The organism is Psychrobacter phenylpyruvicus DSM 7000 = NBRC 102152 (assembly GCF_000685805.1).
GTDB classification, from domain to species: Bacteria; Pseudomonadota; Gammaproteobacteria; order Pseudomonadales; family Moraxellaceae; genus Psychrobacter; species Psychrobacter phenylpyruvicus.
The window spans coordinates 74,408-96,592 of sequence record NZ_JMKP01000003.1 but is presented as its reverse complement, the minus strand read 5'-3'; the positions used below and the strand labels follow the sequence as shown (position 1 = coordinate 96,592).

Annotated in this window: 17 protein-coding genes; 5 read left to right on the top strand and 12 right to left on the bottom strand. The window is 42.4% G+C overall.

Going from position 1 to position 22,185, the window contains the following annotated elements; all coding sequences use genetic code 11:
• Positions 1-46: 46 nt before the first annotated feature.
• The gene (locus tag G561_RS0101910; protein ID WP_028858046.1) at positions 47-724 is read left to right on the top strand and encodes a type 1 glutamine amidotransferase domain-containing protein; all 678 of its coding nucleotides are present in this window, start codon (positions 47-49) and stop codon (positions 722-724) included.
• A gap of 91 nt (positions 725-815) precedes the next feature.
• On the opposite strand, the gene G561_RS0101905 is transcribed toward G561_RS0101910, so the two are convergent.
• From G561_RS0101905 to G561_RS0101890, 4 genes are all read right to left on the bottom strand, one after another.
• On the bottom strand, positions 816-1,856 hold the full coding sequence (locus tag G561_RS0101905) for a WG repeat-containing protein (protein WP_028858045.1): 1,041 nt from the start codon (positions 1,854-1,856) through the stop codon (positions 816-818).
• A 283-nt stretch (positions 1,857-2,139) separates the two neighbouring features.
• Positions 2,140-3,474 (bottom strand): D-arabinono-1,4-lactone oxidase, encoded by a 1,335-nt coding sequence (locus tag G561_RS0101900; protein WP_028858044.1) that lies wholly within the window; start codon positions 3,472-3,474, stop codon positions 2,140-2,142.
• Positions 3,462-4,670: an alanine racemase gene (locus tag G561_RS0101895; protein ID WP_051584317.1), complete on the bottom strand. Its 1,209-nt coding sequence runs from the start codon at positions 4,668-4,670 to the stop codon at positions 3,462-3,464. Before G561_RS0101895 ends, G561_RS0101900 begins: the two co-directional genes overlap by 13 nt.
• A gap of 221 nt (positions 4,671-4,891) precedes the next feature.
• Positions 4,892-6,103: an enoyl-CoA hydratase/isomerase family protein gene (locus G561_RS0101890; protein ID WP_051584316.1), complete on the bottom strand. Its 1,212-nt coding sequence runs from the start codon at positions 6,101-6,103 to the stop codon at positions 4,892-4,894.
• A 522-nt stretch (positions 6,104-6,625) separates the two neighbouring features.
• On the opposite strand from G561_RS0101890, the gene G561_RS13770 reads away from it, so the two are divergent.
• Positions 6,626-8,086: a right-handed parallel beta-helix repeat-containing protein gene (locus G561_RS13770; RefSeq protein WP_162165203.1), complete on the top strand. Its 1,461-nt coding sequence runs from the start codon at positions 6,626-6,628 to the stop codon at positions 8,084-8,086.
• 231 nt (positions 8,087-8,317) lie between these two features.
• On the opposite strand, the gene G561_RS0101880 is transcribed toward G561_RS13770, so the two are convergent.
• The 3 genes from G561_RS0101880 to G561_RS0101870 all read right to left on the bottom strand — a co-directional run bounded on the left by G561_RS0101880 (position 8,318) and on the right by G561_RS0101870 (position 13,004).
• Positions 8,318-8,896, bottom strand: a complete 579-nt coding sequence (locus tag G561_RS0101880; protein WP_028858041.1) for a hypothetical protein — start codon at positions 8,894-8,896, stop codon at positions 8,318-8,320.
• 377 nt (positions 8,897-9,273) lie between these two features.
• Positions 9,274-10,944 (bottom strand): fatty acid--CoA ligase, encoded by a 1,671-nt coding sequence (locus tag G561_RS0101875; protein WP_028858040.1) that lies wholly within the window; start codon positions 10,942-10,944, stop codon positions 9,274-9,276.
• A gap of 389 nt (positions 10,945-11,333) precedes the next feature.
• Positions 11,334-13,004: a fatty acid--CoA ligase gene (locus G561_RS0101870; protein WP_028858039.1), complete on the bottom strand. Its 1,671-nt coding sequence runs from the start codon at positions 13,002-13,004 to the stop codon at positions 11,334-11,336.
• A 315-nt stretch (positions 13,005-13,319) separates the two neighbouring features.
• Between G561_RS0101870 and xseA the strand changes: the two genes are divergently transcribed.
• The 3 genes from xseA to G561_RS0101855 all read left to right on the top strand — a co-directional run bounded on the left by xseA (position 13,320) and on the right by G561_RS0101855 (position 16,438).
• Positions 13,320-14,852: an exodeoxyribonuclease VII large subunit gene (gene xseA / locus G561_RS0101865; protein ID WP_028858038.1), complete on the top strand. Its 1,533-nt coding sequence runs from the start codon at positions 13,320-13,322 to the stop codon at positions 14,850-14,852.
• A gap of 81 nt (positions 14,853-14,933) precedes the next feature.
• Complete coding sequence (xseB, locus tag G561_RS0101860) at positions 14,934-15,227, top strand: exodeoxyribonuclease VII small subunit (RefSeq protein ID WP_028858037.1); 294 nt, start codon at positions 14,934-14,936, stop codon at positions 15,225-15,227.
• Entirely contained in the window at positions 15,224-16,438 is a 1,215-nt protein-coding gene (locus G561_RS0101855; RefSeq protein ID WP_028858036.1) for a glycerate kinase, read from the top strand. Before xseB ends, G561_RS0101855 begins: the two co-directional genes overlap by 4 nt.
• A gap of 139 nt (positions 16,439-16,577) precedes the next feature.
• On the opposite strand, the gene ubiM is transcribed toward G561_RS0101855, so the two are convergent.
• From ubiM to G561_RS0101830, 5 genes are all read right to left on the bottom strand, one after another.
• Positions 16,578-17,765 carry a 5-demethoxyubiquinol-8 5-hydroxylase UbiM gene (ubiM, locus tag G561_RS0101850; protein WP_028858035.1) on the bottom strand — a complete coding sequence of 396 codons (1,188 nt, stop codon included), beginning with the start codon at positions 17,763-17,765 and terminating at the stop codon, positions 16,578-16,580.
• A 245-nt stretch (positions 17,766-18,010) separates the two neighbouring features.
• Complete coding sequence (locus G561_RS0101845) at positions 18,011-19,945, bottom strand: DUF4178 domain-containing protein (protein ID WP_167667690.1); 1,935 nt, start codon at positions 19,943-19,945, stop codon at positions 18,011-18,013.
• Complete coding sequence (locus G561_RS0101840) at positions 19,942-20,964, bottom strand: SPFH domain-containing protein (protein ID WP_028858033.1); 1,023 nt, start codon at positions 20,962-20,964, stop codon at positions 19,942-19,944. Before G561_RS0101840 ends, G561_RS0101845 begins: the two co-directional genes overlap by 4 nt.
• 88 nt (positions 20,965-21,052) lie before the next feature.
• Positions 21,053-21,460, bottom strand: coding sequence for a DUF350 domain-containing protein (locus G561_RS0101835; RefSeq protein WP_051584314.1), 408 nt, complete (start codon positions 21,458-21,460; stop codon positions 21,053-21,055).
• A gap of 140 nt (positions 21,461-21,600) precedes the next feature.
• On the bottom strand, positions 21,601-22,140 hold the full coding sequence (locus G561_RS0101830) for an S-adenosylmethionine decarboxylase family protein (protein ID WP_228707618.1): 540 nt from the start codon (positions 22,138-22,140) through the stop codon (positions 21,601-21,603).
• Positions 22,141-22,185 lie beyond the last annotated feature (45 nt).

The following is a 22,185-nucleotide window of genomic DNA, read 5'->3' as shown; positions in this document are numbered from 1 at the left end:
AGGAAATTAACAAAATAATAAATTTATAATAAATAATGGATTTTCTATGAAAATACTAATGGTATTAACCTCACACGATAAGTTAGCCGAAACCGGTAAGAAGACAGGCTTTTGGTTAGAAGAATTTGCAGCGCCATACTACGCATTTAAAGATGCCGGTGCCGAGATTACTTTGGCCTCGCCAGCAGGCGGTCAACCTCCTCTAGATCCTAGTAGCGATACCCCTGATGCTCAGACCGAATATACCGATCGCTTCAAACAAGATAGCGCGGCTCAAGAGCATTTAGCCAGCACTCATAAACTGGCTGAAATCAATAGTGAGGACTATGATGCAGTGTTCTATCCGGGTGGTCATGGCCCATTATGGGATTTGGCCGTGGACAAAAAGTCAATTTCGTTAATTGAAGACTTTGTAAAATCTGACAAGCCAGTGGCCTTTGTTTGTCACGCTCCTGCTGCTTTAAAAAACGTCAAAGTAAATGGTGAATACCTTGTTAAAGACAAAAAAGTAACCGGCTTTAGTAATACCGAAGAAGCGGCGGTTGGTCTAACGGACGTAGTGCCTTTCTTATTAGAAGATGCACTGAAAGAAAATGGCGGCCTTTATGAAAAAGGTGCAGATTGGCAATCTTATGTGGTTGAAGATGGTCTACTGATTACTGGCCAGAACCCAGCCTCATCTGAAGAGACAGCCCAGCGTTTAATCAAACGTTTACAGGCATAAGACAACAAGCTTCAAAATAAATCGTTTATCTTAGATAAAAAAACAGTGCCAAAAGGCACTGTTTTTTTATGCTAAAAATTTTAATGACTAGCTAAGAACAACTGACAAAATTGCCTTTAGTATCAATACACATTTGAGCACCATTAGGCGCATTACCCACCCAGGCTTTACCTCCGGTAAACACAAATGGCTGTGCGCCTTTGTAGGTGACTCCTCTGCCTCGGCGAAGCTTTGATTCTTCGAAATTAAAAGGAATAACCAGCTCGCCAGCTAAGTTAACAAAGCCCCATTTATTATCCATTTTTACCCCTGCAAGACCTTCAGAGAAAGGCATAGCTTGCTGGAATAAGAATTTAATCATTGGCACTCCGCTATAATTCACATAGCCCCATTTACCGTCACGCTGTTCTGGTTGCCAAACTTCGGTATTACTGAAACTTGGACTAGGCGCTGGTGTTTGAGTGATGCTTGGACTTTGAATCACTGTAGTGGTGTTTATCACAGGTTTGGCAGTTGAAGCAGTCTGTGTGGTATTGCGACTAGAAACAGTCTGAGCAGGATTTACAGTGGGCCTTCCATTAATATCTACCCACTGAGTACCGCTTCGGGTTGTGATGGTTGCTAAGTTACCATTAAAGTCACTGATACTTTGATAGTTGGGTGAAAAAGGAACAATCACTCGGTTTCTGGTGTCAATCACCCCAAAGTTGCCCGCCTTTTTTACCACGATACGGTTATTGCTCACCGCACGCGACCAACCCTTAGTTTGCCTATCGCCAGAAATGGTATCGTAGACTGCTGGAATAACTTCGCGACCAGAAGTATTGATATAGCCTACTCGGCCCATTCTCTGAACCGGAATAAGCCCCTCTTTTAGTTTACTGACATCGATACCGTTGTACCGCGATAAATCAGCAACTCGCCTGCCTCTTTTATCCAGTAAAGCTACCGGCTGACCGGAGTCTTTTAGAGCTAAAAAATAATCACTACTGGCAGTACAAAAAACATTGGAGTAGTAGCTTTTAGGAACCTGACAAGCATAGGCAGGCACACTTATAGCGCCTAATGCAGCACAAAGCGAGAAGGCTTTAATCAAATGCGACTGTGAATTACGAGTTTTATTTAAGGTCATGTCTCTAATAATAAATAAAATAATGTGTTTATTGAAAAATAACAGAATTCAAATAGATATACCATGTTTGCAATAAAATATTGCAAACGAGTAGTATTAAGGAAACTCTATTTCGACTATCTTTCTTGCTTCTATACGTTTTAGTTAAAGGCTCTCTAGTTAAATAGTATTCTCTAGTTAAAAAGTACTCTCTAGTTAAAAAGTACTCTCTAGTTAAAAAGTGCTCTCTAGTAAAACCAATAGATTAAGCAGCCTAGTTATCTAGCTCTAAGTTAGAGCAACCTTACTTCGACAAAAACTTCTGTTCAAGCCAGCGGTTCATAAACACATTATCGGGATCATAGTGCTCACGTATCTCCAAAAAACGTGCCATTTGTGGATACAGCTCATACAGCTCATCTTTACTAAGCTTATTGACCTTGCCCCAATGCGGGCGACCTTGCCACTTTTGCATATAGTCATAAAGCCAGTTAAATAAAGGCTCACAGTCCATACCTTTGTATACGTGAAATGAGAGTACCGCACAATCTTCACCCTGTGTTGGGCTAAGCATCCCGGTCTCACCCTTATGAGTACGCACCTCAATGGGAAAATGTGATAATTTATTATCTTCCAATAAAATATCGTTTATCTCGGTAATACAGGCCTCAAAATCTGACAGTTTAATAAAGTATTCTGACTCATTAAACTTAACCCCGCGCGGCGTTGGAAACACTTCAAAGCTATACCCTTCACGGTGGGTATTAGGGATAGAATTGGCTGAGATCTCACTTACCTTTTTAGTCAGCTTAGGATTCATTCTGGCCAACTCAGAGAGCAAATAAAATGCCCCATTGAGCTTAACTATACTGTCAAAATGATCTTTTATCTTCTGAGCACGGCGCATTGGCTTGGGGGGAATCAAAGACAGAGTCTTTTGTTGCAGCTTATTGGTGCCTGGAAATAAAAACCACTCCATGTGGCGATGAGCACGTGCTAGGTCATGAAAATTTGCCAGCCCTTGTTCAAACCCTATACGCTCATTGGATTCTCGTAAACCATATAAATCCACCACTTTTAGCGTCAGTTTGGTAAATACCCCAAGCATACCTAAGCTAACGTGTAGCGCATTACCTAAGTCATCAGTTTCTGCATCGCCTCGCTGATGACTGTGTAGCTCGCCCTTGCCATCTATCCACTCCCAAGCCACAACTTGATTGGCTACCGAACCTAGATCAATACCTGTACCGTGAGTAGCGGTACTGACCGCACCAGCAATAGTCTGCGCTTGCACATCCCCCATATTCTCAAGTGCCAAGCCATGCTCAGCCAAAGCAGGACCGATTTCATATAAATAAGTGCCAGCGTGCAACGTAGCCAATTTATTGACTTTATCCACCGAGATTAAACCGCGCATATTATGCAAGGTTACAGCGATCTCTTCAGGTCTGGCACAGTCACTAAAAGAATGTGCCGCTCCAGTAACCCGAACTCGCTTCTTGTCAGCACGGGCTTGTACGATAACTTGTTGTAGCTCCTCCACTGAATTAACCGAAAGTTTTTGTTCCGGCTCTGAGGTGACATAGCCAACCCAGTTTTGCCACTTATTATTTGTCTGCCAGTGTTTTAATGAAAACATCGTCCTTGTCCTCGATAAGTTGTCATGACTTGCGCAGTTCCATCTGCTATTAGCGGTGCATTATCACGATAACACACCAATTCATTAAAATGCTCAGCCAGCTCGCCAGCTTTGGCATGGCGACACCACACTGCCTCACCAATTCTTGGTATATTGCCCTGTTTGAGAACCTCATTATCCACCGCAAATGGGGTCTGTACTTCCCCAAACCCTTCATCAGGCAGTAAGGACAATCCTTTGGGGTAATGCACCACTGGTGCTTTATCAGCACTCACTGCGCCAGAAGCGATAAAGCCGCCCCCTTGGCAAGTAATCACTCTTTTTTCAGGTTGGCGTGTCACCGGTAGTACAAATCCTGCAGCCGGCATGAAGGGCTGCATGCTCTCCATATAATCAAAATATGCTGGCTTATAATAAGCTGAGCCCACCGTAATCTCGGTCACTTCTGGCTGGCTTGCGGTGAAGTCCATACTACCACTACCTCCGCCATTGACCAGCTTGAGCTGATACCACTGCTCAGTAATCCAGCGCACTATGCTTGCTCGGCGGCGACTAACTTGCTTTTTTGAGCCATTTTTTAACATTTTAATGGCAGGCGTGAGCAATGACTTACCTGGGATATGCTCTGCCAATCCAGCAATCTGAGCCTCATAACCCATTACCGCATCTAGCTTTATATGCGATAGGCCACCCGCCTTCTCCATTAGCTTTTTGACATCACTTTTGCGCATCAATGCCGAGCGCTTAGTGCCAAAGTACAGCTTCGGCAGGGGCATCGACATATTAATATCTAAGCACACCTCAATTTTTTGACCATGCCGCTTACCTATCTCATCAAGCAGACGTAAGTGCTCAATGCGATCGGCCATCCAAATCATGGTAGCGCCTTGCTGTGTATACTGTAATGTCTCAGCTATGCTTTGGGCGTCTAAAGCGGGATAAGCACATAAGATATTATCAAAGCCATTTTGTAGTAAATACACAGACTCGGCAGCACTGTAAGACATGAGGCCGATAAAGTGAGGGGTCTTTTTTTGGATATAGCGTAGAACATCGATAGAACGAATTGACTTGGTCGCGATGCGCAACTTAACCGCTTGGGTCTTCTGATTAACCAGCTCAATATTATGATCGAGCGCATCCATATCTAACCAAGCACTCACCTTAGACGGTGCAGGCAGTTGGGCAAAATCCATTTTTACTATCCTTACAACAAGTTAAAAACTATCAAAGTAGGTTTTTTATAAGTGCAGCTTTTATGAGTACGGCTATTATAAATGCCGATGCTTTATAGCATCCTTCTTATCCTAACAGATTATTTTAATCTTAAAAATAAAAAAGCAGCAAGACAAACTAAATTCTGTCTTGCTGCTATTGTCACATATTACCGGCTTAATTCAGCACAAAGCTTGTTAATCTAATGTAGCTCTTCAAAGTGCCCTTGTATATAGGCCTGCCCTTCGACATCCAAACACTCAGCCAATGTGCGACTCCATTTTGGCTGACGGTCTTTATCTACCAATAACGCACGCACCCCTTCACTAAAGTCAGGATAATTAACGCAGTGCAGAGCTACATTAGTCTCCAGCGCCATAACTTCCGTCAATGACAAGTTATGGGCGCGCTGATACATCTCATAAGTAATCGCTTTAGTCACCGGACAACCATAACGATAGTTTGCGACCGCAGCTTTGCACCAATCACTATCAGCAAGGTCTGGGCAGAAGTTTTTGATATTTTCATCTGATTGTAAAATGTCGTCTATTTTATCCAATCCACCGCAGTTCATAAGCCTTTGAATAGACTGCATAAATTTAGCAATATTACTTGGCGCAAATTCAATATTTGCAGCAGATTGTGCACTAAAGTCACTTAGCGCTTTGGTGGTTATTTGATGTAATTTACTGCTTAGGCTATTTAGGGTGGGTTGACCTAAAGCCTCACTCCAATCAGCCTCACATAAGCTTTGTAGCATGGCATCAAAATCTTGGCTGCTCATTTTGAAATCTGCCAAGTTACATAGTAGAGCATCGTTAGCATTGGCATCAGCACCTGTTAGTCCCATAAATAGACCTGTCTTAGCAGGGAATCGCTGTAAAAACCAACTGCCAGTTGCATCTGGGAATAAGCCAATATTCACTTCTGGCATAGCAGCACGAGTAGTCTCCGTGACAATACGATGGCTACTGCTGCTTAGTATGCCCATGCCACCGCCCATTACAATACCACTACCCCAGATGACAGTTGGTTTATGATATTCATGCATTTGGGTATCTAAATGATACTCACTGGCGAAGAAGTCAACTGCTTCTGGCGGGGCTATGCCCTCTCCGTCCCACTCTTGACGTGCTTGATACAACTGACGAATATCACCACCGGCACACAAAGCACGCTCGCCAGCACCGTGAATTACTACCGCTACAAGATTATCGATCTGTTCCCACTCGGTCAGCTTTGCACTAATTAGCTTACACATATTGGTGGTCAGTGCGTTTAAAGACTTTTCACGGTTTAAGGTAACCAAGCCTATTAATAGACCTTGGTTGATTTTTATTTCTTCAAACAATACCTCTGTACTGTCAGCTGCCGGTATGCCCTCGGCAACTAAACTTGTTTTATTCAATTGCATATAAATGTTTGCCCTAATTTGAATAGCTTTCTTAGTTTTTGTGTTTTATGCTAAAAAATATAAGATAAATAAAAGGATGTCCCTTATTTTAAATATAGGATTGTAAATATAGTCCAAGATAGTCAGGTCATCCCAATGGTATATCCTTACCGAATCTGATAACTGCCCATTATCAGATCCGTTTTAATTAGGAGCCTATACTATCATATTGTTTTTTATACAAAAAGCCGCAGCACTCAATACTACTGAAGCAGCCACACCTTTGACAAATAAAACATTTTACAATTTAAAGAAGTAATTAGTTTCTATAAGCACAAAAAACGCTACTATATTTTTATAAATCTACTTGAGCTTATCAAATCTAGTGACAACCGCCCTTTTTGTGCGAGAGCTTAAAGATTCACCGTTCGATGTTTGTCTGCCAGCATTCTATTGCCAATGTTCACCACACCCTAAGGAAATATTATTAAAACCAGTTGGTCCACGTCACAATCAAAGCGTAATTTCTCAATGTTATTGCCGATGAGTTTACTTGCATTAGTAGTCTCTACCTCACCTGCTTGCGGCGGTAGTGACTTGGATGAAGCTTCTAGCACTTCAAACCTACCTGCTACTTCTGAATCCGCTCCAGCCACAGTTTTTACAACGCCAAATATGCCCGCCACGCCAAATGTGCCACCAATATCTAGTAGCCATGCGTTTTATGATAGCAACTCAGCACTTGATAATTTACAGCTCGATGACAGTACGCGTCAGCATATCTATGTTGCGACAACGGGTAGTGATAACGCATCAGGTAGTGCCAGCTCACCTATCCTGACTCTACAAAGAGCCACAGAACTGGCAACTGCTGGTACGACAGTACACATTGCCGCAGGTAGTTATAAAGGGCCTGTGTATATTAAAAATTCTGGTACACTGGCTAAGCCGATTATCTTTGAGCCAATGCAAGCCGCCAAAGTTATCATTACCGGCACGCCAAGCGTGGCTGATGAGCATCTATTCCATATCGAAAACCAAGCTTATCTGATCATTCGCGGCTTAGAGTTTACTGAATTTTGGACCAATAACGAGCAGATTACGCCCACTGCCATCTATATTACTGGCAGTAGTCATAACCTCCTAATCGAGAACAATTATATTCATGATCTAGGAACGCGTGTAAATAATGACAAGGGTAATGCGCATGGCATTGCGGTTTACGGTACGCAGCCTATTAAAGACATTCAAATTAATAATAATCGAGTAGAAAACCTCGCTTTAGGTCGTAGTGAAGCGGTAGTCATAAATGGCGATGTCAGTAACTTTGAAGTAAACCACAACCAAGTCAATAATAACAATAATATTGGTATCGACATCATTGGTTTTGAAGGAACAGCAGAGACCGATAACGACTATGCTAGACGGGGTGATATCATCGGCAATACGGTCACACACAATAGTATCAGTGGCAATCCCGGCTACAAAGGCGACGACCCTTCAGCGGGTGGTATTTATGTCGATGGGGGTAAGCAGGTATTTATTCACAGCAATACCGTGACTAACAATGATATTGGTATCGAAGTCGCCAGTGAAAACTTCCAAAAGCTGACAGAAGAGGTCTGGGTAGAGAGCAATACGGTCATCAACAGCACCTATGCTGGTCTTGCAGTGGGTGGCTATGATCAGCAACGCGGCGGCGTCAGACAAATTACCCTTGTTAATAATACGGTCGCCAATAATGACCTTGGTAACCAGCAAGGCGGACAGCTACTACTGCAATTTAATATTCAAAAGTTAACTATTAAGAACAACACATTTACCAGCTCTCCATCAGGCTATATGATCGTTGCCAATCCGCTTGATCGCGGTGAAGTTATCTTCCAAAATAACCGTTATCTGCCTCACAACAGCAATTCGTCCTTAATATGGCTACTAGGCAATAAAGAGTTTAACAGTAGTAGGGCTTTTGAGAACTGTGCAGTATTGCAACGATGCAAATAGCGATCAGCTTTGTACTTTATATAAAGAAGCGGGTTCAACTCCCGCCATCACTACCGAACATAATCTCATAGCTATATAAGATTGGTGATAGTGCAAATCAACTTATCCATAATAGTACGAAAAAAAGCCTGCAAATAGACTGCAGGCTTTAATTGATATGTTAGGTGAAGCCATTGCTGTAAACATTCTTAAAAAATAGCCAATACTATTACTATTTAAAATAGGTTTAAATTAAATACTTTTTCCGCAAGTAACAGTTCTATTTTGTCTATCGAAATCTAAGGAAACGTATTCATACCCTTTGACCAAATATCCACTCGCATCGTTTTTAGTAACATTAGCATCATCGCCTGTCGGCACTTTAAAGGCTGAGCGTAACTTCACAAATGCATCATTACCAAAATATAGTTTACTAGAAAAATCGTTGTAGCCTCTATGTGTCTCTATTTTTTGCAAAGGATGTCCAAAGACAACGGCATTTTTTAATCTGACTGTCGTTGTAGCGTTTGGATCATCTCCTCTTGGTTCACTTACTCTTTGAACATCAGCAATGACACCTTTTTGCTCTTGAACAAGTCTTTCTATATCCACTAAGTCACAACCCTCTAACATTGGTCTTATATAGCCACCTACTTCTATAGCATTAGCCTGTGTATTAGCTGTCGTTTGGGGTGCTGGTACTAATATTGCTCTAGTGACATCGTTTACTACATCTCCTAATCTATATTTACCATCTTGACTAGGGGCACATCCTGAAAGCAATGCGAGACCGACAGTAGCAGCGATTATATTTCTATAATTTTTTTCCATGGAAACTCCCATTTTTTAGACTGATTGAAAAAATATGTATAAAAATCAAACAACAATTAAAAGATTACACTACTTAGTATAGACAAACAATAATAACTAGCTATTCACGAAAAGATGTATCCCTTTTTAATTTTTGTAAAAATATTCCCACGCATCTGGTAAAGGCTGAAACCCCGAAAGCTACAAGCGGTTAAAGCTATTGCCATTAAAATAGTTATAATCTGTTTCATATTATTTGATCTCTTACAGTTGATATACCAGTTGCTTTAATACAGATTGCCCACTCCTTAAACAAAATAGCCGCCACAAAATCATGTGACGGCTATTAAGTCTATATTACATTCAAATATTAATACTACTGCCATATAAAAAAGAAATTAAACGCCAGTCTGATTGGCATACAGCTCACGCATCACTTTTTTATCATGTTTGCCCACTGAAGTTTTTGGCAGGACATCGACAATCATGTGGTTCTCAGGGATGCCATACTTAGGAATCAGCCCTTTTTCAGCCGCTTGTTCTACTAATGCAATAATATCTTTTGGATTGGTATCTTCAGCACCTGGTTTTAATACGATAGCAGCAAGCGGACGTTCGCCCCACTTCTCATCTTGAATTCCAATCACTGCTACGTCATCTACTGCAGGATGTAGCGATAAAATCGTCTCAATCTCTAATGATGAGATCCACTCACCGCCGGTTTTAATAACGTCTTTTAAACGGTCTGTTATTTGCAACCAGCCATCCGCTTTAATCGAAGCAATATCTTGGGTGTGCATATAGCCACCTTCCCATAGCTCGTCGCCAGCATCTGCGTTTTTGAAATAGCTTTGGGTCAACCACGGTGCTCTTAGCACCAGCTCACCGGTCTCTTTTCCATCATGAGCTACTGCCTTACCCTCACCATCCCATAGCTGCTGCTCAACCAACATTACAGGCTTACCACTTAAGCAGCGACGCTTCACATCGTCCTCAAAGCTAAGCTCACCCTCATCGCTACTAAATTCGGTAATACTGATAAGTGGTGCAGTTTCTGACATGCCATATCCAGTATATACCTCGATTCCACTTGATAGTGCTGTCGCAGCCAAACCTTCGGTTAAGCGTGAGCCACCGATGATCATTTTTAGACCATTAAACTTCTTACCTTCTGCCTCTGCTTGCTTCAATAGCATCTGCAGGATAGTCGGCACACAATGGGTGATACTGACTTTTTCTGTTTCGATTAATTTCAGAAGTAAGTCTGGAGCATAACGGCCGGGATAAACTTGTTTTAGACCTAACATGGTGGCGGTATAAGGGAAGCCCCAAGCCATGACATGGAACATAGGTGTCATTGGCATATAGACATCACCAAGAACCACGCCTTGCTTTTGAGGTAAAGTACCTAAAGACGCGGCTTCAACAAGGGTGTGTAGTACCAATTGACGATGACTAAAGAACACCCCTTTCGGATTGCCGGTAGTGCCTGAAGTGTAGAAAGTTACAGCAATGGTATTTTCGTCGAAATCTTCAAACTCAAACTCATCACTGGCAGCTGCTAATAGCTCTTCATATTCGCCCAGCACCATTGATTTTCTTTCAGGCAGCACATCTTCACAGGTTACACCATTATCATCAAGCCAAATGATGTGTTCAATTGAAGAGTTTTCAAATTGATAGTCTTTTACCATCGGTGCAAATTCAGAATTTAACAACAGTACTTTTGGTTTGGCATGATTTATGGTGTACAGGATTTTTTCTGGAGACAGTCGCACATTTACCGTTTGTAAGACATATTGCGACATAGGAATGGAGAAATACGATTCAAGGAATCTAGGAGTATCCCAGTCCATCACGGCAACAACATCACCTTTATCAAGATTTAACCCATCCAGCACATTAGCAAGTTTAGCAATGCGTCCAAATAGTTGCTCATAGGTCATACGCTGTTTGTCTGCAAAGACCACTTCTTGCTTTGTAGCAGTCATTTTAGAGCGGTTAAGTAATTGCTTGATGGTTAAAGGATAGCTATAGGCTTGTTTGGCAGAAGGGTAAAGATTACTCATGATATAGTCCGTTATTTCATAAATTAGAGTGGAATATTTGTATTATCACTATATATCCACTAGGTCTGTATAACCGTTAGAAGTAGTGTTTAACAATAACTGTAAGATAATAAGTACAGTTAAACAGATCAATGAGTTGTCAATTATAGTGATAGTAGCCAGTTATAAGCTGATAATTAGAATCGTAATAATGACAATACTGTCCAGATCCATGTGACAGTAATTCATCATAGTCAATTAATTTAACGATGTAAACATAAAATTCAGTACAACGAAAATTAGTGTAAAAAAACGATAAGATATTGATTAGCTATACAATAAAAAAGAGTGAGCACAGATTATTTGTTAAATATTCTGCACTCACTCTTCAATTTTCAATCTAACAGAGACTAAACTTCAGTTTGACCCGCAAATAATTCACGGATTAATTTTTTGTCATGCTTACCTACAGAAGTCTTCGGTAATTCATCAACAAATTTGAAGTATTCAGGTACGCCATATTTAGGAATAAACCCTTTATCTGCAGCTTGTTCTGCCAACGCTTTAATATCTTCTATCGTTGTGTCTTGGCATTCAGGCTTAAGAATGATGGCAGCCAGTGGGCGCTCTCCCCATTTTTCATCACGAACCCCAATAACGGCCACATCCGCTACCGAAGGATGCAGCGATAAGATCGTTTCAATCTCCAAGGAAGAAATCCACTCGCCACCTGACTTAATCACATCTTTTAGACGGTCTGTGATTTTCATAACGCCAGTTTCATCCATGTTGGCAATATCTTGGGTGTGCATATAGCCGCCTTCCCACAACTCATTACCCGCATCAGGATTTTTGAAGTAGCTTTGAGTCAACCAAGGGGCACGTAGTACCAATTCACCAGTTTGCTTACCATCATGTGGTAATGACTTATTGTCACCATCCCAAAGTTGCACATCTACCATAAAAATAGGCTTACCGGTGTAGCTACGACGCTTAGCTTCTTCCTCTAATGTCATCTCTGGATCGTCTGCTCTAAACTCAGTCAAACCGATAAGTGGTGCGGTCTCCGACATACCATAGCCGCTGTACACCTCGATACCAGCACTAAGCGCTTGTTTTGCCAAACCTTCAGTTAGACGCGAACCGCCAATAACCATTTTAAGCCCTTCAAACTTATACCCTTCGGCCTCAGCCTGCTTCAATAGCATCTGCAAAATGGTCGGCACACAGTGAGTGATCGACACTTTTTCTTCTTTAATAAGTTTGATCAGTACATCGGGGGCATAACGACCCGGATAAACCTGTTTTAAGCCTAACATCGTAGCGGTATAAGGCAGACCCCATGCCATTACATGGAACATAGGTGTCATTGGCATATACACATCGCCCAATACCAGTCCCTGCTTCTGTGGTTGCACCCCTAAAATAGCGGTTTCGGCTAAAGTATGAAGTACCAATTGACGGTGGCTAAAGAATACCCCTTTTGGATTGCCAGTCGTACCAGAGGTATAGAAGGTTACGGCAATGGTATTTTCGTCAAAATCTTTAAACTCAAACTCATCACTTGCAGCTGCTAATAGCTCTTCATACTCACCCAATACGCGTGATTGGTTATTACCAAATACCCCATCACTGCTCATACCGGCATCATCCATCCAAATGATGTGCTCAATCGATGAGTTCTCAAACTGGTAGTCTTTTACCATAGGTGCAAATTCAGAGTTTAACAACAGCACTTTAGGTTTGGCATGGTTGATGGTATACAATACTTTTTCTGGAGAGAGTCTAATATTTACGGTCTGTAGTACGTATTGAGACATAGGTACTGCATAATAGGCTTCCAAAAAGCGATGCGTATCCCAATCCATAACAGCAATAACATCCCCTTTTTGCAAATTCAAACCATCAAGGACGTTAGCCAATTTGGCTACACGCTTAAACGCATCAGCGTAAGTCATCCGCACTTTATCTGCATAAATAATCTCTTCATGCATTGAAGTGGCTTTTGTACGGTTTAATAATTGCTTAATAGTTAAAGGGAAGTTATAAGCTTGAGGGGCGGAGATGTAGTGATTGGTCATTGAATAGTCCATTATTTGAGTTATTGACATGGGCTGGTAAACTTAGACAGTCTAAGCTTGGTATCAGTTTTAAACGGCAATAATCATAATCAACTCAAACAGATATGTAAAGAAAAGTATTATATTGTTTACTTTAATAGTTAAGCTAGCTTCATTGCAGGTTGTATTTAACAGGCTATTGTTTTTGGCACAAATATGCTTAAATACCGCCTTTTTAAAAGCCTCGCTTAAGTGCTATGCTATGGTAGCGCTATTTGTAATCTCCTCTTAACCCTACACTGTAAAGTATAAACTTTAAATTTAAGACTGATAATTATGCCTAAGCCAGATTTGTCTCGCCTTGATACTTTATCCCCACAAGATAGTGACTTTGATATTGATAACTTCAATGCAGACGACTTCAATGACTCCATTGACGATGAGCTTGAGAATACTGTTCTGAGATTAAGTGACTACTTAGCCGCTGTTGAATTGGTTATTAAAGAGACCTTTCGTCACAGTGTCTGGGTAAAAGCTGAGATTCGCAATCTGTCTAGCAAAGGCGGTCATTACTATTTTGAATTGGCTGAAAAGGACGATGACGGTAAAGTCATTGCTAGCTGCCGCGGCAACCTTTGGCGCTTTAAAGCGGCTCGGGTGCTAGCCAAGTTTGAACGCGCCACTGGCATGAAGCTGGAGCGTGATGTGACTGTACTGCTAAATGTCACCGCAAGCTTCCACCCTTTATACGGCTTTTCTTTAGCCATCAATGACATTGATCCGAGTTATACTTTAGGCGATTTGGCGCGTCAATATGCAGCCATGCTAGAGCGCTTAAGTGGTGAGGGTTTGCTTAACTTAAACAAACAAATCCCTGCCCCCTTTGATATCGAGCATGTGTTAGTTATTGCTCCAGAAAAAGCGGCTGGACTCGGTGACTTCCGAGCTGATGCGGATAAACTACAGCGCACCAACGCTTGTCATTTTCACTATTATCACGCCACTTTCCAAGGCAATCATGCACCAAAAGAGATTCGTCATGCCATTACCAAAGGCATGCTCACTTTTAGAAAACAGTATGAGCGTGATCCAGATTTAATGGTCATTATTCGTGGTGGTGGTGCTGTTGGGGATTTAGCTTATTTAAATGATTATGAGTTGGCGGCTTTGATCGCAGAACAACCTGTCCCAGTTTGGGTAGGTATAGGTCATGAACGCGACTCGGTAATTTTAGACGAGGTAGCACATACCAGTTTTGATACCCCCTCAAAAGTTATTGCCGGTATTGTGAACCACCTTGCCAGCCTAATGCAGCGTACTCAAGGTTATGCCGATGCGATTCAGCGGCTCAGTCAACAACAACTGACTCAGGCGGCTATGTCCACTGAGCGTCAATTCTCAGCCATCCAAAGCTTGAGCCAGCATAACTTGCAGCATTGGCAACATCTAACCGATCGTCATTTTAATAGCATAAAACAACATGCTAAATTTGAATTGCGCGAAGTAACGCTAACCACCGAAAGTAACATGCAACGCATTCGTCAAATGAGTTACAACCATTTATCAAGGGCTACTGACGCCATTGACTCACTACATCACAGTACCAAAGCCAACAGTCAAAAGCTGATAAATGATGTAGCAAAACAAGTGCGTTATTATCAACAAGTGGTTTTGATTCAAAACCCTGCCCGCCTACTTGATCAAGGGTATGCTTTTGTTCAAAACTCAAACGATAAATATCTAAACTCGGTCAAAAGCATTGAAAAAGGCGACTTCATTAAAGTTGCCATGAGCGATGGTGAGCTAAACGCAGTGGTCTATAATGTGACCCCTCATTCTCAAACTAACTCTGACTCTGAACAAAGCTAACTCTAAGCCCTGATTTTTTTGATTTTATTCCCTTAACTTTTAATTTTCACAATTATTTTGATTTATCATAAGGATTGCATTATGGCCACACGTACCCGCAAAAAAACAGCGCCAAAAACCTTTAAAGCCGCCTACCAAATTCTAAAGACCAATGCCGAGGAGCTACAAAACTCAAATGAGCCTGACATTGATAATCTGATGGATACCGTTGAGCAATCCATCGCGGCTTATAAAGTATGTCAAGCTCGTATTGAAGCGGTACAACAAGCACTTGATGCCGCTTTTGATGAAGATGCTGATAGCGAAGATGAAGAAGTAGCCGCGCAAGACACTACTAATGAACAAGACTCAGAAGCAGCCTCATCTGAGTCGTGAATATTCTAATCGCACCCGACTCATTTAAAGAAAGCCTTGAAGCTATCGACGTCTGCAGTGCTATTAAACAAGGCTTCAGCCAAGTCTTTCCAGAGGCCAGCTATACTTTACTACCTCTCGCTGATGGCGGTGAAGGCACCTCTGCCGTTTTATCTTATGTTTTACACGGCCAGTGGCAACAGCTTCAAGTACACGACCCCTTGATGCGTCCAATAACTGCGAAATACTTTCTCACAGTTGATGGTATCGCTGTCATTGAAATTGCTGAGGCTTGTGGCCTGCACTTACTGGCCAAGGAGGAGCGTAATCCACTACTTGCTAGTAGCTTCGGCGTGGGTGAAATGATGGTCGATGCAATTCAGCAGGGAGCAACAAACATCCTAATTGGTTTAGGCGGTAGCGCGACCAATGATGCTGGGGCCGGCATGCTTCAAGCATTGGGGGTTAAATTACAAGACGCTACCGGCACTGTATTAAAGCCAGGAGGCGGTAACCTTAATCAGCTACATAGCATTAAGCATCAAGCTTTGCAGAGTCTATTGTCTGGCGTCACAATTAGCGTAGCCTGCGATGTAACCAGCCCGCTTTGTGGGCCTACCGGTGCCAGTCATGTCTTTGGCCCACAAAAAGGGGCAACTGTAGAAGAGGTACTCAGTCTTGATAAAGCACTGGCTCACTTTGCTACTGTGACCCATACTTATATTAGCGGTGATGATTGTAGCCATATTGAGGGCGCCGGTGCGGCAGGTGGTTTAGGCTTCGCATTAATGGCCTATTGCCAAGCTGAATTAAAGTCAGGATTTGATACCATTGCTAAGATGGTAGAGCTAGACAGACACTTAGCCAAAGCCGACTTGGTCATTACCGGCGAAGGTAAACTTGATGCTCAGACGGCTATGGGCAAGGTTGCCAGCGGTGTGGCATTACGCACTAAAGCCATTAACCCAGAGCTACCTGTGATCGCTATATGTGGAAGTGTAGACTATCAGCACACTTCTCTTGATTCCCTGCCAAAAACAGACCAAGCAGTACAGCAGCTATCCCCTCAAGACTCCCCTTTTGATGCGGTATTTGCCAGTATTCATCAGTTAGACAGCATGCAAGTTGTATTAAAAAATGCCTATCCTAATGTCAGGTATACTGCCCTCCAAGTGGCATCTACTCTCTCATTAGGACGGCAGTTATTCTATACAAAATTACATACAAAATGATTGGCACCTATTATTATTCAGTCTAAAACCTGTTGTTTGATATCAAAAATATTTAGCATAAAAAGTATTTAGCATAAAAAACATTTAGCACCAAAGTCATTCAACACCACACAACAGCTTAGCTAATTAATCCGTTACTTTAGCCCGTTAAGCGGCGGGTAATCAAATGTTTAACGGGTGGCAATCTATTACTGACATGTAAGATACCTTCTCGCATCAAGCGAGCATGTGGTTTGTCATTGGTAAACAGCTTAACAATCGCATTAGTACCATGATAAATAACACGGGTGTCTTTTTGATGGCGTAAGTTATATTCTCTTAATAGACGATCACTACTTATATCACGACCTAGATAATACGATCTTTTGATTAGTTTGCTCAAGATGTGCTGGCTTTGTAATCCAAGATTAAACCCTTGGGCAGTGACTGGGTGCATACCACAAGCAGCATCACCAATCAGAGCACAGCGCTTAGTATAGAAGCGATGTGCGTGCACCCCTGCTAAAGGATACTCAACCACTTCACTTACCAGAGTCATCTTGCCAAATCGGTTATTGAGTTGTTGACGAATATGTTCTGCAAGTTCAACGTCTGTCATATCGCGAAGCTGCTGCGACTTGCGACTATCGATTGTCACCACACAGTTAGTCACATGATCACTTAGCGGCAATAATGCCAATGTTGAGCCGTATAAGAAGCATTCCATAGCAGTATGGTCATTTGCCAGTTCATGCTCTAAGCGAAATACCATCACCGTGCGTCCAAAGTCAAATGTATCACTCGCTATGCCCATTTGACGACGTATGGTTGAAAAACGACTGTCTGCTGCTACTAGCAGTTTGGCAGTTAAAGTTTCACCGTTATCTAAGACGACCGTTGCCTTTTCGCTATCACTATAAGCTGTTTGTACTTTATGATTTAATTTCCAAGTGATATTTGGTTGATTGGCTACGCTGTCATAAGCGGCTCGGCGAATGTGGTAATTTGAAACAAAAAATCCCAAAGTATCAATGGCTTGCTTCTTACTATTTTGTTTAGGTGTTGGAAAATGTAAGGCATAGTCGAAGCCACCGTTAACAACCTTAGCCTGCCTTAAAGGATAGATTTCATCATCAGCAAATAGCTGCCAAACCCCAATATCTTGTAATATCTTTTTTGAGGGGTGAGTTAAGGCTATTTCCCGACCATCAAAAGGTGGGTGAGCCAGTTCATCTGAAGAATGGGGATCTATAACAGTAATCTTTAAATTAGTTGCAGCAAGACTACGGCAAAAACACAGTCCTGCAGGACCTGCACCAACGACAATAACATCACTATGTTGCGTCATAACCACCTCTTTTAAGAGCAGTATTAGAAGTCTTATTGTAACAATATTAATAATGAAAAGACATCATAAACAAGAATAACTCTCATCTTAAGCTAGCTATCACTTTTAAATATTATGCTTATACCAAAACTAAAGATTAACCAATCTGCAAAAGTCAGCACCAATATGACCAACCGTAAGCTTAGTGGGTTTGACAGTACTAGGATGTTTTGAACTCATTTCAAAGTTATTTTATAGAACAGATATCACTTATGAGCGCCACCTGAACTATATCCAGTACGGCCATTACTACCATTATTATTACTTCCACCGCCCACACCGCCTGGGATAATGATAATACCACCACCGCCTCTTGTAGCAGACTCCTCATCGGGATTAGGACCAGTAGGTGAAGGCTTTGAGGCCACACCCATCATAAAGCTTACAATTAACGCCAGTACAATAATCACCACAGAGATACCCTGGGTACCTGCCGAATGATAATTAAAAGGCCCAGTTTCAACCTCAGCACTTACATAGTCTTTTTCAGCTTCACTGGCTCTAAAGTAGATAATGTAAATTAAGATAGCGCCAATGATGCCAACAATAATTGATCCGCCTGCCAGTAGCCATACCGCAATCTGCAAAATAGCGTGCCAGGTGAGCATTTTTTTTAGGCTACCCTCTTCACTAAAGCCACTTCGCTCATGAGTATTCTCAGGCTGAAGGTAGCTACCAAACCACTGCTCAAGCTTGTGATAAGGCAAAGGTATGGCATGGGTATAGGTAATCTCACGCTCAGTCTGCTCAGAGGTAATAACCTCATCACCAGAGGTATAGTCGATTAACAGATCGCTATCATCGGTTTTAACTTGCCAGTTAAAAGCCCCCATCGCAAAGGTCACACGATTGCGATAGCCCGAATCCACTTGACGCCACTGCCTATCATCATAGTGCAACTGACCTCGTTCAGAGACTGGCATCTCACTTAATACTCTCGCTACAAACCATCCTCTAGACTCCTCAGATAGCCATAAGAAGCCGTCGGTTAAGCTGTATAGCAGATACTCTGTCCAAGAAGCGAACTCTCCCACCTCTTGTAAGCGCATGATACCGATAACCACATAATCATGATAACCTTGCGCCGCAGCATCTCGCTGCGTCTCGGTTAAAGCAAATTCACTTACCCCAACAATGTCTTCTGCTGCAATACGGGCTTTTGCCCCTAATGGTAAGCTACTGTCAAAGTGCTGCATTGTCGAATGCATGGCAACTAGCTTAGCGGTGCTGCCCGTCAGCTTGCTTTCGCTATGACACGCAGGACACACCAAGTACTCAGTAGCGCCTGCTACATAAGGCATTGGGCTACCACAGTTGGGGCACTCAATTTTGCTAATCTTAACGCTATTGCCTGAGGCTTTATCTGACACCTTGCTTTGTGAGTCGCTTTGCCCCATAGCACCGGCTTGATTGACAGTCACTTGTTCATTAAGCTGCCTATCCTCTTTCAGCAGCTGAAAGTTCAGTGCAGCAAATTCAATGGCCTCACCTTTATGCACCACAGGCGACTGACTGCTACCCGACTGGGCGTAGTCTAAGCTGATCAACTTACGCTTGTAACGGGCATCAATAACCCAAGTTTGCCAACCTTCACCTACGATAAAGGGCAACTCACCCTCGCCAGCGATAGCATAAGCTTCGCGCCTATCACTGACCTGATAATTAATCCCTTCAAAGCTAATGCTATCATTAATAGCTAAGTTATCATAGGCCGGAAGATTGCTTTTCTCGCCCTCTCCTAAGGTTAAAGTGTATAGACCTAAAGCTTCGGACAGCCAACCAATTCTGCCATCAGCGAACTGCAGATACCACTCGTTCCATACGCCTTGACCGTATTGCAGCTGCACCCGACCAATCACCGCAAAATCAGTACCGTCAATACTACCGACACTGCCAATTTGAATCGGTGAATAGTCCTCAATGGTCAGCGACTGTTTACCTTGGGCCTTTAGTGCCTCACCATCACGCAGCACTGTGGTCTGACAGTATTCACACACTGCCATCACTGAGCCTGGCGAAGCAAACTCTACCGGCGCACCACAAGACGGACAAGCGGCCGTAAACGTCAATACATTGAAGTTACTAGGCAGCTTGGGCGCCGGCGGATTGTCTTTATAAGACTGGTTGGATTTATCAATCATTTAGACAGCTGAGTTAGAATCTTAGTTTTTGTTTCGTCATAATCTTCTTGACTAATCAGACCTTGATCAAGTAGTGCTTTTAATTGACTAAGCTTAGCCGCAAAGTCTACTGGAGCCGCTTCGGGGGCTGCAGCTGGTTGAGAGTTTTGTTGAAGCTGAGCTTTTGGTGCCATGGCCTCACTCATTACCTGCCCCATGTTCATACCCACACCAAGGCCAGCACCGATACCTGCCACACCCCCTTCATTCTTAGCCGCATGCTCAATGGCTTCTGCTGCCTGATAACGGGTATAAGCATCCATATCGCCAATCATGCCCATTGAAATACGCTTGTCTAAAGTTTTTTGCAGCTCTTCAGGCAATGACACGCTTTCAACCACAAAGGACTCAACCGATAAGCCATACTTAGCAAAATCTGGTTGTAACTCTTTTTTGATCTCATCGGCCATTAGACCTTGGTTGGCTGCCAAATCAATAAAAGGCACTTGGCTTTGGCCCAGACCTGATGCCAAATCTGAAACGATTAGATTACGCAGCTGCGGTTCAATTTGGTCAGCGCGGTAGCTGTCATTCATCCCAGTAATGGTCTGATAAAACTGCGTCACATCATTGATTTTGTATGAATACATACCAAAGGCACGTAGGCGAACCATACCAAAATCTGCGTCACGTACAGTTACTGGCTGAGTGGTGCCCCATTTACGACCTTGCTGCAAACGGGTGCTAAAAAATAACACGTCCGACTTAAAGGGAGAGTCAAAACCCATACGCCAGTTTCTTAAGTTGGTCATTACCGGCAAGGTTTCAGTAGTCAGCTCATAACGGCCGGCAGTAAAGATATCTGCAATTTGACCTTCATTAATAAAGACCGCCACTTGACCATCACGTACAGTTAAAGAGGCCCCATTTTGGATTTCATTATCCGCCATAGGAAACTTCCACATCAGTACATCATCGTCTTGCCAATCCCACTCAATGGCATCAATAAATTGCTTTTTAATAAAACTTCTAAGGCCCATGATCTTTATCCTTTATTTTGATTTATATGTGTATTTAAAATTGTATGTATGTTCTATGCTTAATTTATGGTCTTTATTTACGATATAACTATGACAAGATACCGGTGTTAATAATACCGAGTACCAAGCCACTTACACCCAGTAATCCACCGACTGCCATATTATTCAGCCTAATATGCTCTGGCACATTGCCAATTACTTTTACCATGACAAAATAGCCAGTAATTTGTACCAACATCGCCACCACACTCCAGATGACAAAGGGCAAGAAGCCGGTGTTATAGATAGCACTTGCAGCAAGGGGTAGTGAAAAGCCGATAATGGTACCACCAAAGCTCAGGGCGGCCGCACCTGAACCTTTACGGATCAGCGCAATCTCATCATAAGGAGTAATGGCCATATAAATAATAGCGAATAAAACCAGCATCACCACACTGCCACCGAAGTAGAAAGCGTAGTAAACCAGCTCCGTTTGCAAACTATCAAAATTTTGCATGTGTTATGTCCTAAGCTTTGACTTATAAAGGGTTAGATAACTTACAGCTTAACACTGCCGTTTAAACTTAAGCAACTGTGTATTCAAAGTTTATTTCGAGACCAAAACCCTCTATAACATGATAGAGTAATTTTAATTATTTAGTGTTGAGAGTTGTTGGGAATCTGATGCTGACGAGACACAGTGTTAACGTGATGTTGACTTGGTTTAAACAACTGCAAACAAGCATTAAATAGTGCATCGGCTTTTGCACTATTTTCATGGGCTACGTTGCACACATATACATCCAATGTCACCGTCTGATATTCGCCCCAAGTGTGCAAACACAAATGGGATTCGGCAAGCAGTAGAGTTAAGGTCACACCACTGGTTTGAGTTTGGCTTGACTGCTGTAAGTTAACCTCACTTTTACTGAGTCCAATCCCCTGCTCCCCTTCCTCACCCACATGCTGTTCAAACTCATGTACCGCATGTCCTACCAAAGTTAGCCCCGCCTGCTCTACCGCTTCGGTCAATAGCCCAAGTAAAGGCTGTGAGCTGGTTAATAATTGGGGGTCGCACTGACACTGCCAAAACTCTGCCAAGATGTGCTTACCAGTCATAGGGTTATCCTGTGAACTTGACTGTCGATTGGTTGCAGTGACATTAGGGCTGTTTTTATTGCTTAGGCTATTTTTCATTGACTCACTTAATTTGATTTTAGGGCGTTGATTTTAATACGGTTA